The sequence below is a fragment of the Enterobacter sp. WCHEn045836 genome (assembly GCF_003965585.1).
GTDB classification, from domain to species: Bacteria; Pseudomonadota; Gammaproteobacteria; order Enterobacterales; family Enterobacteriaceae; genus Enterobacter; species Enterobacter dissolvens.
The window spans coordinates 1-15,652 of record NZ_RXPT01000035.1 but is presented as its reverse complement, the minus strand read 5'-3'; the positions used below and the strand labels follow the sequence as shown (position 1 = coordinate 15,652).

Sequence of the window (15,652 nt, the reverse complement as noted above, 5' to 3'; positions counted from 1 at the left end):
AAATCCGGTGGTTACAGCAGTCTTCGGTGGAGCGGTAGTTCAGTCGGTTAGAATACCTGCCTGTCACGCAGGGGGTCGCGGGTTCGAGTCCCGTCCGTTCCGCCACTTATTAAAAGCCCTGAGTTAACGCTCAGGGCTTTTTTCTTATCTGCCTCCCAATTATTGCTAAATCAGCAAAAATCCTCTGCGTTTTACGACCTTTTTCAGCATAACGCCAGCAGCGATAATCTTCCTCAGTTAACGAACATTACGAATAACGAGGAATGACATGACTATCCCTGCATTAGGCCTGGGCACTTTCCGCCTGAAAGACGACGTTGTTATCGCATCGGTCAAAACCGCCCTTGAACTTGGCTATCGCGCAATTGATACCGCGCAGATTTATGAAAATGAAGCTGCGGTTGGCCAGGCGATTGAAGAAAGCGGCGTACCGCGTAACGAACTTTTTATCACCACCAAAATCTGGATCGAGAATCTCGGCAAAGACAAGCTGATCCCAAGTCTGAAAGAGAGCCTGAAGAAGCTGCGTACAGACTATGTTGATCTGACGCTGATCCACTGGCCTTCTCCGAATGATGCCGTTTCTGTGGAAGAATTCATGCAGGCGCTGCTGGAAGCGAAAAAGCAGGGCTTAACCCGTGAAATTGGCATTTCCAACTTCACCATCCCGTTGATGGAAAAAGCCATTGCCGCCGTTGGTGCAGAGAACATTGCGACGAACCAGATCGAGTTGTCCCCCTACCTGCAAAACCGCAACGTGGTGGACTGGGCCAGACAGCACGGCATCCACATCACCTCTTACATGACGCTGGCATACGGTAAAGCGCTGAAAGATGAAGTCATTGCACGTATTGCTGATAAACATAACGCGACGGCTGCACAGGTGATCCTGGCCTGGGCGATGGGTGAAGGTTACGCCGTTATTCCATCGTCAACGAAGCGTGAAAATCTGGCCAGCAACCTGTTAGCGGTGGATCTCCAGCTGGACGACGAAGACAAAAAAGCGATCGCTGCCCTGGAATGCAACGATCGCCTGGTTAGCCCGGAAGGTTTAGCGCCAGACTGGGATTAATATTGACCCACCCTCTGTACGCTTAACCCTCACACAGCTCCTTCGGGAGCTGTTTTTATATGCTCGCTCAGGAAGTCGATAAAGGCACGGATACGCGTGCTCACGGCTCTGTCGCTGTAGTAAACCGCACTGAAAGGCATCTCTACCGGCAAACGTTTATCTGCCATTAACTCCACAAGCTCACCGCGCGCAATTTCTTTATCTATCATGTAATCAGACAAACAGGCGATCCCGTTTCCTTCGAGACACAGCTGCTTCAGCGTTTCCCCGCTGTTGGAGGACAACCCGCAGGTGATCTCATACAGCTGACCGTCAGGGCAGGCGACAGGCCAGGTATTCAGTGATACCGGCTCCGTGAAACCCAGACACAGATGCTGCTTCAGCTCTTCAACGGTTTCAGGTTTACCGTGCTCCGCGATGTATCGCGGTGAGGCGATGATTTTCCGGTAGCTGGCAAACAGAGGACGTGCGCGCAGGCTTGAGTCCGTCAGGGTTCCCGCCCGGATCGCCACGTCGACTTTACGTTCAATAAGGTTGATAAAGGTCTCGGAGGAGACCAAAGAGAGCGTCATCTCCGGATAGCGTTCACGAAAAGGTTTAATCAGCGGCATCAGAAAGTGCAGAACCACCGGTGTGGCCGCATCAATACGCAGCAACCCACGCGGTGTGCTGCGCGTTTCCATGATCTCGGTCTCTGCTGCAGCCATCTCCTGTAAGACAGACTGCACGCGGCGGAAATACCGTTCACCTTCTTCCGTCAGGCTCAACTGCCGCGTCGTTCGGTTGAGAAGACTCACCCCAAGCTTCATCTCAAGCTTTTTCACCGAGCGGCTAACGGCAGAGTTTGCCTGCCCCAGCTGCTCTGCCGCGCGGCTAAAACTGCCACTTTCGACGACGGCGACAAAGATTGTCAGCTCTTCCGACGTTGCTTTCATTGTTGCACCACCTGCAAAATTCTATTGATATTTTGACCATTTTTGTTATTTAACCACTGGCGCATACTGCCTGTCATCTTAATCCTGATGATATGGAGTATTTTATGCCACTGGCGCTACTTGCCCTGACGATCAGTGCCTTTGCAATTGGCACGACTGAATTTGTTATCGTAGGACTGGTTCCTACCATCGCTAACCAGCTTGCTATCTCATTACCTTCAGCCGGGCTGTTGGTCTCTATCTATGCTTTGGGTGTCGCTGTCGGCGCGCCCGTACTGACGGCGTTGACCGGACGATTCCCGCGTAAGCAACTGCTGGTCGCGCTGATGGTGCTCTTCACCGCCGGCAATATTCTGGCCTGGCAGGCGCCGGACTACACGACGCTGGTCATTGCCCGCCTGCTGACAGGCCTCGCGCATGGGGTGTTCTTCTCAATCGGTTCCACCATTGCAACCAGCCTGGTGCCGAAAGAGAAAGCCGCATCAGCCATTGCGATCATGTTTGGTGGATTGACCGTCGCACTGGTCACCGGCGTACCATTAGGGACGTTCATCGGGCAACATTTCGGCTGGCGTGAAACCTTCCTCGCGGTCTCCTTGCTGGGCGTAATTGCCCTGGTGGCCAGCCTGCTGCTGGTTCCGTCGAATATTCCCGGCCGTGCAAGCGCAAGCCTGAGCGATCAACTGAAGGTGCTCACACATCCTCGTTTGCTGATCATTTATGCCGTTACGGCGCTGGGTTATGGCGGGGTATTCACTGCTTTCACCTTCCTTGCTCCAATGATGCAGGATCTGGCTGGCTTCTCTCCAGCAGCGGTAAGCTGGATTTTACTGGGGTATGGCGTCTCTGTGGCCATTGGCAATATCTGGGGCGGTAAACTTGCGGATAAGCATGGTGCAGTACCGGCGCTTAAGTTTATCTTTGCGGCACTGGTCGTCCTGCTGATGATCTTCCAGTTCACGGCATCGATTCAGTACGCCGCGCTGGTAACGGTGCTGGTCATGGGTATCTTTGCCTTTGGTAATGTACCCGGCCTGCAGGTTTACGTGGTGCAAAAAGCCGAGCGCTATACGCCAAATGCGGTGGACGTGGCTTCAGGTCTGAACATTGCCGCCTTCAACATTGGTATCGCCATCGGTTCCATCGTTGGCGGGCAGACGGTGGAACACTTTGGATTAACCCAAACCCCGTGGATTGGTGCCGTCATTGTTCTCGTTGCCTTCCTGCTGATTGGTTTGAGTGGACGCCTTGATAAACCCTCTCGCGTAGCGCTTGGTTAAACCTCAGTAAGTGCTTGCTTACAAAACTGGAAAGAGGTTTCTCAGTAATTGCGTTGAAAGTGTGACCTAAAATCCCTATAACATTAGAACCAGTCCGTTTTCCGGGCTGGTTCATGTTACAGAGGCTGTTTCCAAAAGTGCGAAAAAATACTTATGCCATGCGTTATGTTGCCGGAATGCCCGCGGAGAGGATCTTACCTCCGGGGTCGTTTGCGAGCATCAGCCAGGCATTACCTGCCGGTACACCGTTAAGCAGTGATGAAAAAATTCGGGTGCTGGTGTGGAATATCTTTAAACAGCAGCGTGCGGAGTGGTTATCCGTACTCAAGAATTTTGGCAAAGACGCCCATCTGGTGCTGCTGCAGGAGGCGCAAACCACGCCTGAGCTGGTAAGGTTTGCGACCACTAACTATCTCGCCGCCGACCAGGTGCCCGCATTTGTGTTACCGCAACATCCCTCTGGCGTGATGACCCTTTCTGCCGCCCATCCGGTCTATTGCTGTCCGCTGCGCGAGCGCGAGCCAATCCTGCGTCTGGCAAAATCGGCACTGGTGACGGTTTATCCGTTGCCGGACACGCGGCTGCTGATGGTCGTGAATATCCACGCGGTAAACTTCAGTCTGGGCGTGGATGTGTATAGTAAGCAGTTACTTCCCATTGGCGACCAGATTGCTCATCACAGTGGGCCAATCATTATGGCCGGGGATTTCAATGCCTGGAGCCGTCCACGCATGAACGCGTTGTATCGCTTTGCCCGGGAAATGTCGCTGCGTGAAGTCCGTTTTAGTGATGACCAGCGCAAGAAAGCGTTTGGTCGTCCTCTCGATTTCGTCTTCTATCGTGGTTTGAGTGTGCATGACGCCTCTGTTCTGGTCACTCGCGCCTCCGATCACAACCCGCTACTAGTAGAATTCAGTCCCGGCAAACCTGATTAAACATGGTGAGTCAGGTCTGCCGTGGGGCAGGCCTGTTGAGTGCTGCCCTTTATTTTAACCAACGCAAGGACAGTACAATGACAACAACACACTCTCATCACGACAATGTCGAAAAACAGTTTGGTTCCCAGGCAAATGCCTATCTGAACAGCGCCGTACACGCTTCCGGCCGCGATCTGGTGCGTCTTGGCGAGCGTCTCGCGGCGTTCCCGCAGGCGACCGTGCTGGATTTAGGCTGTGGAGCAGGGCATGCCAGCTTCACTGCTGCGCAGCATGTGGCTCAGGTTACGGCGTATGATTTATCCAGCCAGATGCTGGAAGTGGTGGCTGAGGCGGCAAAAGCCAAAGGGCTCAACAACGTCGATACGCGCCAGGGCTATGCCGAATCCTTACCTTTCGAAGAGGCATCGTTTGACGTGGTAATCAGCCGTTACTCCGCGCACCACTGGCATGATGTCGGTCAGGCATTGCGGGAAGTCAAACGTGTGCTGAAGCCGGGCGGGACCGCCATCATTATGGATGTCATGTCTCCGGGTCATCCGGTACGGAATATCTGGCTGCAGACGGTTGAAGCGCTGCGTGACACCTCGCACGTGCAGAATTACTCGAGTGGGGAGTGGTTAACGTTTATCACTGAGGCCGGTTTAATTTCACGTTCACTGATAACCGATCGCCTGCCGCTGGAATTTAGCTCGTGGATCGCCCGTATGCGCACCCCGGACGCGTTAAGCCAGGCCATACGGTTGTATCAGGACAGTGCTTCCTCAGAGGTGAAGGCCTACTTTGAATTGCAGGATGACGGTTCGTTTACCAGCGATACCATCATGGTTGAAGCGCAAAAAGCGAAGTAAAAAAAAAGCACCGAGGGGAATCGGTGCCTTTTTTTCTTTGTATCGTGTAATCAGGAGTCTGGCGTGGCGCTGTTTTTCACAAACAGTGTCAGCTGGTCGCCTGGTTGCAGGTTGTCAGTATCGTTATTCCAGCGCATCACATCTTTAATGTTCACGCCGTGTCGTTTTGCGATACTGGACAGTGAATCGCCTTTACGCACGCGATAGGTAATGCTATCGCTGTTATTGGCGAGACGCTGTGCGCTGCTACCCGCACCTACCGTCAGTGTCTGACCCACTCTCAGGCCTGAGCTGCGCAGGTTATTCCACTGCTGCAGATCTTTTGCTGTCACTCCAAGACGTGATGCAATACCCGAAAGCGTATCACCGCTACGAACCTTATAGCTGCGGCTGTTGACTGATGATGCATCCGCAATCAGCGTTGACTGAACGGCGGCAATTTCACCAGACGCTAAAGACTCACGTAACTGTTCAGCATGTTTCTGCGGAACCATCACATACTGTGGGCCACTCGCCCCCAGCGTTGAGCCTTTAACACCCGCGTTAAAGGTTTTCAGTTTACTTACCGACATACCCGTCATATCGGCAACCTGTTGAATATCAACCGGGTTGCTGAGGCGAACGCGCGCCAGCGCACGACTTTCGTCTGGTGTTGGCAGTTGTACACCGTAACGCTTGCTGTTTTTGAGAATATCACTCAACGCCAGCATCTTCGGTACGTAAATCTTCGTTTCCTGTGGCAGTGAGAGCGACCAAAAATCGGTGGATTTACCCCGTGCTTTATTCGCTTTCATTGCCTTCAGTACACGACCTTCGCCACTATTATACGCCGCAACCGTTAACAACCAGTCGCCGTCAAACATCTTGTTCAGACGTTGCATCATGTCGAGAGCGGCTGTCGTGGAAGCGACAACATCGCGACGCGCATCATAGTTACGGGTCTGTTTCAAACCGTAATTTCGCCCCGTGCTCGGAATGATCTGCCAAATACCTGCGGCATTGGCGCCAGACGTCGCGTGTGGGTCAAAAGCGCTCTCCACTATGGGTAGGAGTACCAGCTCCATAGGCATGTTACGTTTCTTAACTTGCCCGGCTATCCAGTACATATACGGCTCTGCCCGTAACGTTACATCGTGGAGATAGCTCTTATTTCTTAAATACTTCTGTTTCTGTTCGCGAATCCGGCTGTTTTCCGGAATTCCCATCTTTAGCTCGTCGCCAATAGAGGTCCACAAGTTTTGATCCTGCGCGAAAGATGTCCCATCGTCCAACCAACGCGCTGAGCTTGTAAACTTCCCTGCTTCCCCTTGACCAGCTGCAGAAAGGCTCTGTGCGTGCTGTTGTACGTTGCTGCCGTTCTGCGACTGGCAACCTACAAGCAGGACAGAGGCGAGTAAGATCGCTTTTGCCTTCATGTGTGTGTCAATAGTTGCTTAAAAGACGAGCGATGATAACGGCGAAATTTTGAAAAGGCAACCCGCAATTATCTGAAGTTATCTTTCTTTGACCTTAACCATGCAAATCGTTGTTCTGGTTGTTGCAATTTTGTTTCTTGGTTAATTTTATTAATTAAATCAACATCATCTGTTCTGAGAAATAAATTAATTTTACGCTCGTTTTTCAGAATTACGGGGAGTGTTTTTTGGTTTTTTGCACGTAACTCCTTCACTTTCTGATAATAATCCTGAATCGCCCGATCCTCGGGTAAAATGCTTGCCGCAAACTTCATATTTCCTAATGTATACTCATGGGCGCAACAAATAACGGTATCGTCGGGTAAGGCGTTAATCTTCTGTAAAGACTGATACATCTGGGCTGGTGTGCCTTCAAACAGTCTTCCACAGCCGCCAGAAAACAGCGTATCACCGCAAAACAGATAAGGTTTGCTGTAGAAACACTGATGTCCCAAAGTGTGACCTGGTGTAGCAAATACGGAAAACTCCCACTCGCGTATGAGGATATTTTCGCCTTCTTCGACTACTTGCGTGGTTCCCTTATCTTGTGCCTCTGCCGGTCCGTAAACCACCAGATGCGGGAACCGGGCGCGCAGCTCAGGCACACCGCCGGTGTGATCGTGATGATGGTGGGTCAGAAGGATGGCTTCGGGATGCCAGCCATTCTCTTTTATGGCCTGCAGAACCGGGGCGGACTCACCGGGGTCGACGATGACGCATCGACGCTCGTCGTCAACTAAAACCCAGATGTAATTGTCCTCAAAGGCAGGAATACTGATAAGATTCATACATTACCTCTTATAGCGTGGCAGGTGTTTTGATGAAACCGGCAAGGATACCTCAGACTGTCGCAGCACCGGAACGTTGGGCGGAATTGCCCTGGGGTGAATACTATCGCGAGGCGTTAGAACTACAGCTTAAGCCGTGGCTCGCAAAAATGTATGGCTTTCACCTGCTTAAGATTGGCAATCTCAGCGCGGAAATCAATACCGAAAGCTGCGCTATCTCGCATCAGGTCAATGTCTCTCTCGGCGGATCGCCGGTTCAGGTGAAAGCGGATCCTTTACATCTGCCGTTTGCGGAGAAGTCGGTTGATGCGTGCCTGCTGGCGCATACGATGCCCTGGTGCAGCGATCCTCACCGCATGCTGCGTGAAGCCGATCGCGTGCTGATAGATGACGGCTGGCTGGTGATAAGCGGGTTTAATCCGCTGAGCCTGATGGGGCTGCGCAAGCTGGTGCCCGTGTTACGCCGCACTCCCCCTTATAACAGCCGGATGTTCACCATGATGCGCCAGCTGGACTGGCTTTCACTGCTGAATTTTGAAGTGCTCAGCTACGGCGGATTTCAGGTGCTGCCCTGGGCGCGACGGGGCGGGGTTTTACTCAGTACCCATCTGCCCGCATTAGGCTGCATGCAGTTCATTGTCGCGCGTAAGCGGACCATTCCCCTTACGCTTAACCCGATGAAGCAGAGCAAATCGAAAACGCCGATCCGCCAGACCGTAGGTGCCACGCGACAGTACAGAAAACCGTGATCAGGACTCTGGCTGATAGCCCGCATCCTCATGTGCAGGATTGGATGCCGCGGCCCTTGCCAGTTCGTCGCAGCGTTCGTTTTCCGGGTGGCCGGCATGGCCTTTGACCCATTCCCATTTGATCTCGTGCTGGCCCAGCGCCGCATCCAGCCGTTTCCAGAGATCGACGTTCTTGACCGGCTTTTTATCTGCCGTCTTCCAGCCACGTTTTTTCCAGTTGTGGATCCACTGGGTGATCCCCTGGCGCACGTACTGGCTGTCGGTACTGAGCACCACGTCACAATGTTCTTTTAAGGCTTCCAGCGCCACGATGGCCGCCATTAACTCCATGCGGTTGTTGGTGGTCAGAAAATACCCTTCACTAAAAGTTTTTTCGTGCTGACGATAGCGCATAATCGCGCCATAGCCGCCAGGCCCTGGGTTACCGAGACAAGATCCATCGGTGAAAATTTCTACCTGTTTGCGCATCTCTGGTAGACTTCCTGTATTTGAAACGTTCAGTTAAACGATAAGTCTGACATAAATGACCGCTATGAGCACTGCAATTACTCGCCAGATTGTTCTTGATACCGAAACCACCGGTATGAACCAGATCGGCGCGCACTACGAAGGACACAAGATCATTGAGATCGGTGCCGTTGAAGTGGTGAACCGTCGTCTGACGGGTAACAACTTCCACGTCTACCTCAAGCCCGATCGGCTGGTGGATCCAGAGGCGTTTGGCGTTCACGGTATTGCCGATGAGTTCTTGCTGGATAAACCCACCTTCGCCGAGGTGGCAGACGAGTTCCTGGACTACATCAAGGGTGCCGAGCTCATCATCCACAACGCCTCGTTCGATATCGGCTTTATGGACTATGAGTTTAGTAAGCTCCAGCGCGATATTCCGAAAACGAACACCTTCTGCAAGGTCACTGACAGCCTGGCGCTGGCCAGGAAGATGTTTCCCGGCAAGCGTAACAGCCTCGATGCACTCTGTTCGCGCTATGAGATAGACAACACCAAGCGAACGCTGCACGGCGCATTGCTCGATGCCCAGATTCTGGCGGATGTCTATCTGGCGATGACCGGTGGCCAGACGTCAATGAAGTTCAGCATGGAGAATGAATCCCAGCAGACGCAGGGCGAAGCGGGAATTCAGCGCGTGGTTCGCCAGGCCAGCCGTTTGCGGGTCGTTTTAGCCAGTGATGCAGAGTTACTTGATCACGAATCCCGTCTGGATCTGGTGCAGAAGAAGGGCGGAAGCTGTATGTGGCGCGCCTGAAAAACGCCAGAACGCCTGTAAAATCATCGTTTGGGTGATTTTTGCAGCAAACGATTCAAAACGTGAGAAAAAGCGTTGACGACTCCAGAGGCACACCGTAATATGCGCCTCGTTCCCCAAACGGGAACAGTGGAGCGGTAGTTCAGTCGGTTAGAATACCTGCCTGTCACGCAGGGGGTCGCGGGTTCGAGTCCCGTCCGTTCCGCCACTATTCAGGCCCACGTTATTTATAACGTGGGCCTTTTTCATTTCTGCGTTTCCTCAATCCTGATTTTCTCTCTTCCATCCGGTCTCGTTGTCGTCATCGTACGGCGAACGGCTGCATCGCTCTTCAATTGATTTTTTATAAAAACATCCGCTTCTTATATTTTTATTAATATATTCAATTTCATTTATTATTCTTTTGGTGTAAGTTCTTTAAGGTAAATTATTCTCTTCTGCCATTATTCCTTGTTCTCTCAATAATGCCTGTAGTGATGTTAACTATTCCTATTGCTGCGTAGAGTGTTACGTAGTTTATTCCTAACCATATAAAGAAGCCCGGCATGATATTTTTAAGCATCATGTCGATGAACCCTATGGACATGGATTATTTCAGGAAGGCATCAACGTAAGGCAGTGCAGGGTGTACCAACAAAAATGTTTATACATCCTTAATTTAGCGAGTGAAATTTACCAAGGACTTTAAGTATGACGGATAATAAAGTCATTTTAGCGGTCAATAACGGAGACGGAAAAACTCGGTTGTTGACGGCAGAAGCAGGCCGGACGGTTAAGGTGAAACTTATCCCCGGCAATAAATATTTATTGAAGAATTTTAACGACGACTTCGCACCAGAAAATATCACGCTGCAGCGCGTAGACAAGGCGTTGCACATTATTCAGGAAGGCGATACACAGCCAAGCATAATTATTGAAGATTACTTCAATGGCGATCCTACGAATCCGGTCCTGATGGGCATGGCGGAAGATGGATTACTCTACGCCTATGTCCCTCTGTCTGGTGACAGCTACGACACCGGTTATCTGATGGCGGATGGCAGCATGTCTCCTGTGGCGTTAGGGGGCGAACCGCTGGGGGCGGGTGGCCCTCTTCTGACGGCACCGGATGACGACAACGACATGCTGTTTGGCATGTTGGGATGGTTTGCACTCGCGGCGGCGGGTGTAGGGGCTGCTTTCGCGCTGTCTGAGATGGACAACGACGACGGCGATAACCACTCCACGCCTGATAAGCCGAGCATCGGCACCACGATGGATGATGAAGGCTCAATCAAAGGCCCGTTAAAATCAGGTGATACGACCGATGACTCAACGCCGACGCTGACCGGTAAAGGTAAGCCTGGTGACACCATCCATATCTACGATAACGACAAAGAGATTGGCTCCGTTATCGTCGATGATGAAGGCGAGTGGAGCTATACACCTGATAAGCCACTGGGCGAAGGCGAGCACGAGCTGACCGTCGTGGAAAAAGATCCTGACGGCAACGCGAGTCCTCCATCAGACCCGATTGTCATCGTCGTTGATACGGTTGCGCCAAAAGCGCCGACGATTGAACACATCATGGACAAAGTGGGTAAAACCACCGGTGAAATTCATGATGATGCTTACACCGACGATCCTCAACCGGAAATGAGCGGTACCGGTGAAGCAGGCGCAACGATCGCGATTTACGATAACGGTAAAAAGATCGGCGAAACCACCGTTAACGAGGATGGCCGTTGGTATTTCAAACCGTCCGAAAACCTCACTGATGGTAGCCACAGCATCACGGTCAGCCAGACGGATAAAGCGGGTAACGTCAGCGAACCGTCTGATGAGCGTGATTTTATTGTATTGACTGAACCTCCGGGAAAAGCAGAAACGCCTGAGGTGATTGACAATACCGGTCCGGTAACCGGTCCGCTCAAACCGGGCGATGTGACGGATGACAGTCAGCCTTCTTTCAGTGGAGAGGGAACACCGGGCAATACCATCATTATCAAAGACAATGATAAAGAGATCGGCTCGGTTATCGTCGACGACGAAGGTAAATGGTCATTTACACCTAAGGATGAACTTGCCGAGGGTGAACATAATGTCGTGGTCGTTGAGGAAGATCCGCTCGGCAATGAAGGCGATCCTTCCGATCCGATTCAGATTATTGTGGATACCACGCCGCCAGCCAAACCGGATATGGCCGATGCCCAGGATAATACCGGGCCGATTACGGGCCAGCTGAAAGGCGGTGACGTCACGGATGAAACCCGTCCGGTATTCAGCGGTAAAGGTGAACCGGGCGACACCGTGACCATTTATGATGGTGACGAGGTGCTTGGCACAACCGTTATTGACGATAAAGGCAACTGGACGCTGAAACCAGAGAAACCGCTGGGTGAAGGCGATCACAGTATCACCGTTACGCAGACGGATAAGGCGGGCAATACCAGCGATCCCTCGGAAGCGCTGGAGTTTGAAGTTGACACTACCGCGCCTGATGCTTCAGCAAATGTTCTGAATATTACCGCCGTTGCGGATGACGTAGGCGATCGTCAGGGCAATGTAGCCAGCGGTGACATCACCGATGACAGCAAACCACTTATCAGCGGTATCGGTGAAGCCGGGAACACCGTCTTTGTCTACACCACCGACTCTTCCGGCAAACACCTGATTGGTACAGCGGTGGTAGGCAGTGATGGCACCTGGAGCCTGACACCAGAAACCCCACTGACGGAAGGCCTGAACAAGCTGACCCTGGAGACGCAGGACCCGGCGGGCAACCGCGTTGCCGGTGAAGCACCGTCTTACGACATCAATCTGCTGATCCCGGTGAGTACTGCACCGTCCATCAACAGCGTTGTGGACAATGCCGAGCCACACGTCGGCCCAATGCAGAAAGGCGAATCCACCAACGACACCACGCCAACCCTGAGCGGCAGCGCTGCACCGGGCGACGTTGTGTCTATCCTCGACAACGGGAAAGTGATTGGTACCGTCACGGCGGACAGCAACGGGAAGTGGGCGTTCACCCCGGATACTGCGCTGGCGGATGGCAAGCACACCTTCACCGTCACGGCGACTGACGCAGCGGGCAACGCGCGCACCAGCGGCTCCTTCCCGATCGTGATTGACACTGCGGCACCGTCTCCGGCAGAAAATATCGTTATCAATGATAACGTGGGCGACAAGCAGGGACCGGTAGGTCCAGGCGACACCACCGACGATCAGTCCCCGACCCTGAGCGGCGAAGCCGAGCCGGGCAGCGTGGTGGACATCTATGATAACGACGAGAAGATCGGTTCCGTCATCGTTGATGACGAAGGTAAATGGTCCTATACGCCAGACACGCCTCTGGCTAAAGGCGATCATGAGATCACCACCACCGTGACCGATCCGTCTGGCAACACCAGTGAACCGTCTCCGGGGATCTCCTTCACCGTCGATCCGGATCCAAACCAGGTTACCGTGGGTGAAGTGGTGGATGACCAGGGCCCGATCGTGGGCAACCTGAAGCCAGGCACCGTGACCGATGACGCACGTCCTGAACTGAGCGGTAAAGGTAAGCCAGGCAGCACCGTGACCATCATGGATGGCGACGATGTACTGGGCTCCACCGTGGTGGATCCGGACGGCAACTGGACCTTCACTCCTGAACAGGATCTGGCCGATGGCGATCACAGCCTGACCGTGATTTCCAAAGACCCGGCCGGAAACGAGGTGACCTCTCCGTCCTTTGATATTACCGTTGATGCGACCGCCCCGGAAAAACCTGTACTGGGATCCGCAACGGATGATGTGGGAACAATTCGTGGCGATCTGAGCAACGGCGGCACCACCGACGACGCAAACCCAACCTTCAACGGCTCTGCAGAGCCGGGCAGCCGTGTCGATATTTATGACAACGGTGAGCATATTGGTTCGACGATTGCGGACGACAACGGCGCCTGGCAGTTCACGCCAACCACACCTCTGCCAGAAGGTGAGCACCATATCACCACCACCGCAACGGATGAAGCGGGCAACACCGGTCCGGAATCGGATGATTTTGTGCTGGTGACCGACTACACCCCACCAGTGGCAAGCAGCGATGTACTGAACATTACGTCCGTAATGGATGATGTTGGCGGCCGTCAGGGTAACGTGGCCAGCGGTGAAATCACCGATGACAGCAAACCGGTTATCAATGGTATTGGTGAAGCGGGAAGCACCGTCTTCGTTTACAGCACGGATGCTAACGGCAAACATCTGCTGGGCTCAGCCGTGGTCGACAGTGAAGGCAACTGGACGCTGGCACTGGATACACCGCTGGTGGAAGGGCTTAATCAGCTGACGCTGGAAACCCAGGACGCAGTAGGCAATCGCGTAGCGGGTGAAGCACCGTCTTACGACATTACTGTTCTGATCCCGGTCAGCACCGAGCCGTCCATCAACAGCGTGGTGGACAACGCCGAGCCGCACGTCGGCCCAATGCAGAAAGGCGAAACCACCAACGACACCACCCCAACCCTGAGCGGCAGCGCTGCACCGGGCGACGTTGTGTCTATCCTCGACAACGGGAAAGTGATTGGCACCGTCAAGGCGGACAGCAGCGGTAAGTGGTCGTTCACCCCGGATACCGCGCTGGCGGATGGTCAGCACACCTTCACCGTCACGGCGACTGACGCAGCGGGCAACGCGCGCACCAGCGGCACCTTCCCGATCGTGATCGATACTGCGGCACCGTCTCCGGCAGAAAATATCGTTATCAATGATAACGTGGGCGACAAGCAGGGGCCGGTAGGTCCAGGCGACACCACCGACGATCAGTCCCCGACCCTGAGCGGCGAAGCCGAGCCGGGCAGCGTGGTGGACATCTACGATAACGACGAGAAGATCGGTTCCGTCATCGTTGATGACGAAGGTAAATGGTCCTATACGCCAGACAAGCCTCTGGCTAAAGGCGATCATGAGATCACCACTACCGTGACCGATCCGTCAGGCAACACCAGTGAACCGTCTCCGGGGATCTCTTTTACCGTCGATCCGGATCCAAACCAGGTTACCGTGGGGGAAGTGGTGGATGATCAGGGGCCGATCGTGGGCAACCTGAAGCCAGGCACCGTGACCGATGACGCACGTCCTGAACTGAGCGGTAAAGGTAAGCCGGGCAGCACCGTAACCATCATGGATGGCGACGATGTACTGGGCTCCACCGTAGTGGATCCGGATGGCAACTGGACCTTTACCCCTGAACAGGATCTGGCCGATGGCGCTCACAGCCTGACCGTGATTTCCACCGATCCTGCGGGTAATGACGTCACTTCTCCGTCCTTCGATATCACTATCGATACCGTAGCACCGGAAAAACCGGTGATTGGTCTGGCGACAGATGATGTGGGCTCCAGCCGTGGCGATCTGAGCAGCGGCAGCACCACCGATGACGCAAACCCGACCTTTAACGGTACCGCAGAGCCGGGCAGCCGTGTCGATATTTATGATAATGGCGAACTGATTGGTTCTACCGTGGTGGACGAAAATGGCGGCTGGCAATTTACGCCAACCACCGCGCTGCCAGAGGGTGAGCACCATATCACCACTACCGCAACCGATAAGGCCGGTAACACGGGTCCGGAATCAGATGATTTTGTACTGATCACCGACTACACCGCGCCTGACGCGAGCAAAGTGGCGATCACCGAAGTCTATGACGACGTGAACACCGCAGGCGTGATTGCCTCCGGCGAAGAAACCGACGACAACCGTCCGCTGATCAAGGGGACGGGCGCAGAGCCGGGCAACACCATCACCGTGTACAACGGCGACAAGGTGATTGGCACCGCGAAAGTACAGGCTGACGGCACCTGGTCCCTGGAGCCGACCACGCCGCTGCCGGACGGGAAGTACACCCTGACGGCGAAAGAGACCGACGGCGTGGGCAATGTCTCCGGTCCGTCCGGTGAGTACATCATCAACGTGGCCACCGTACCGCCGCAGGCACCGACGCTGGATACCGTCTATGACGACGTGGCCCCGCATGCGGACTACCTGCAGAAGGGCGATGTCACCAACGACACCACCCCGACCCTGAGCGGCAGCAGCGGCGTGGCGGGCGGCACCATCAGTATCTACGATAACGGTCGCCTGATCGGCACCGCCACCGTGGGCAGCAACGGCAGCTGGAGCTTCACGCCGGATACGGCGCTGGCTGACGGCAGCCATAACTTCACCGCCACCGTCACCGACGGCGTGGGACGCACCAGTGAGCCAACCGGCGGCTTCGGTATCGTGGTGGATACAAAAGCCCCGGACGCAGCCTCTGACCTGCTGGTCACCGACAACGTCGGTGCATACCAGGGCCCGGTC

The 15,652-nt window shown here is 53.9% G+C and carries 11 protein-coding genes and 2 tRNA genes; 9 read left to right on the top strand and 4 right to left on the bottom strand.

Features of this window, described 5'->3' with window-relative positions:
- Positions 1-28: 28 nt before the first annotated feature.
- Both EKN38_RS25370 and dkgB read left to right on the top strand, forming a co-directional pair.
- A tRNA-Asp gene (locus EKN38_RS25370) sits at positions 29-105 on the top strand.
- 163 nt (positions 106-268) lie between these two features.
- A complete protein-coding gene (gene dkgB, locus EKN38_RS25365) occupies positions 269-1,072 on the top strand; it encodes a 2,5-didehydrogluconate reductase DkgB (RefSeq protein ID WP_014830733.1) in 804 nt (267 codons plus the stop codon).
- 29 nt (positions 1,073-1,101) lie between these two features.
- On the opposite strand, the gene yafC is transcribed toward dkgB, so the two are convergent.
- Positions 1,102-2,007 (bottom strand): DNA-binding transcriptional regulator YafC, encoded by a 906-nt coding sequence (gene yafC, locus EKN38_RS25360; protein WP_014830734.1) that lies wholly within the window; start codon positions 2,005-2,007, stop codon positions 1,102-1,104.
- A gap of 104 nt (positions 2,008-2,111) precedes the next feature.
- On the opposite strand from yafC, the gene EKN38_RS25355 reads away from it, so the two are divergent.
- From EKN38_RS25355 to EKN38_RS25345, 3 genes are all read left to right on the top strand, one after another.
- Entirely contained in the window at positions 2,112-3,287 is a 1,176-nt protein-coding gene (locus tag EKN38_RS25355) for an MFS transporter (RefSeq protein WP_014830735.1), read from the top strand.
- Positions 3,288-3,424: 137 nt separating this feature from the next.
- Complete coding sequence (locus EKN38_RS25350) at positions 3,425-4,222, top strand: endonuclease/exonuclease/phosphatase family protein (protein WP_014830736.1); 798 nt, start codon at positions 3,425-3,427, stop codon at positions 4,220-4,222.
- 77 nt (positions 4,223-4,299) lie between these two features.
- Entirely contained in the window at positions 4,300-5,073 is a 774-nt protein-coding gene (locus EKN38_RS25345; RefSeq protein WP_014830737.1) for a class I SAM-dependent methyltransferase, read from the top strand.
- Positions 5,074-5,123: 50 nt separating this feature from the next.
- Here the strand turns inward: EKN38_RS25345 and mltD are convergent, their stop codons facing one another.
- Both mltD and gloB read right to left on the bottom strand, forming a co-directional pair.
- Positions 5,124-6,488, bottom strand: coding sequence for a murein transglycosylase D (mltD, locus tag EKN38_RS25340; RefSeq protein WP_013095686.1), 1,365 nt, complete (start codon positions 6,486-6,488; stop codon positions 5,124-5,126).
- A gap of 68 nt (positions 6,489-6,556) precedes the next feature.
- Positions 6,557-7,315 (bottom strand): hydroxyacylglutathione hydrolase, encoded by a 759-nt coding sequence (gene gloB / locus EKN38_RS25335; protein ID WP_014830739.1) that lies wholly within the window; start codon positions 7,313-7,315, stop codon positions 6,557-6,559.
- Positions 7,316-7,347: 32 nt separating this feature from the next.
- Between gloB and EKN38_RS25330 the strand changes: the two genes are divergently transcribed.
- Entirely contained in the window at positions 7,348-8,064 is a 717-nt protein-coding gene (locus EKN38_RS25330) for a class I SAM-dependent methyltransferase (protein ID WP_014830740.1), read from the top strand.
- Here the strand turns inward: EKN38_RS25330 and rnhA are convergent, their stop codons facing one another.
- Positions 8,065-8,532: a ribonuclease HI gene (gene rnhA, locus EKN38_RS25325; RefSeq protein ID WP_014830741.1), complete on the bottom strand. Its 468-nt coding sequence runs from the start codon at positions 8,530-8,532 to the stop codon at positions 8,065-8,067.
- A 64-nt stretch (positions 8,533-8,596) separates the two neighbouring features.
- Between rnhA and dnaQ the strand changes: the two genes are divergently transcribed.
- From dnaQ to EKN38_RS25310, 3 genes are all read left to right on the top strand, one after another.
- Positions 8,597-9,328, top strand: coding sequence for a DNA polymerase III subunit epsilon (gene dnaQ / locus EKN38_RS25320; RefSeq protein WP_047360741.1), 732 nt, complete (start codon positions 8,597-8,599; stop codon positions 9,326-9,328).
- A gap of 131 nt (positions 9,329-9,459) precedes the next feature.
- Positions 9,460-9,536: transfer RNA gene (locus EKN38_RS25315), tRNA-Asp, on the top strand.
- 482 nt (positions 9,537-10,018) lie between these two features.
- Positions 10,019-15,652: Ig-like domain-containing protein (locus EKN38_RS25310; RefSeq protein ID WP_148103714.1), on the top strand; the 5,634-nt coding region annotated here is incomplete at its 3' end.

What these genes read in the sequence shown, in the direction of transcription:
- EKN38_RS25355 (WP_014830735.1), top strand. Translation starts at nt 2,112, where the DNA reads ATGCCACTGGCGCTACTTGCCCTGACGATCAGTGCCTTTGCAATTGGC.
- yafC (WP_014830734.1), bottom strand. Translation starts at nt 2,007, where the DNA reads ATGAAAGCAACGTCGGAAGAGCTGACAATCTTTGTCGCCGTCGTCGAA.
- gloB (WP_014830739.1), bottom strand. Translation starts at nt 7,315, where the DNA reads ATGAATCTTATCAGTATTCCTGCCTTTGAGGACAATTACATCTGGGTT.
- mltD (WP_013095686.1), bottom strand. Translation starts at nt 6,488, where the DNA reads ATGAAGGCAAAAGCGATCTTACTCGCCTCTGTCCTGCTTGTAGGTTGC.
- EKN38_RS25345 (WP_014830737.1), top strand. Translation starts at nt 4,300, where the DNA reads ATGACAACAACACACTCTCATCACGACAATGTCGAAAAACAGTTTGGT.
- EKN38_RS25330 (WP_014830740.1), top strand. Translation starts at nt 7,348, where the DNA reads ATGAAACCGGCAAGGATACCTCAGACTGTCGCAGCACCGGAACGTTGG.
- dkgB (WP_014830733.1), top strand. Translation starts at nt 269, where the DNA reads ATGACTATCCCTGCATTAGGCCTGGGCACTTTCCGCCTGAAAGACGAC.
- rnhA (WP_014830741.1), bottom strand. Translation starts at nt 8,532, where the DNA reads ATGCGCAAACAGGTAGAAATTTTCACCGATGGATCTTGTCTCGGTAAC.
- dnaQ (WP_047360741.1), top strand. Translation starts at nt 8,597, where the DNA reads ATGAGCACTGCAATTACTCGCCAGATTGTTCTTGATACCGAAACCACC.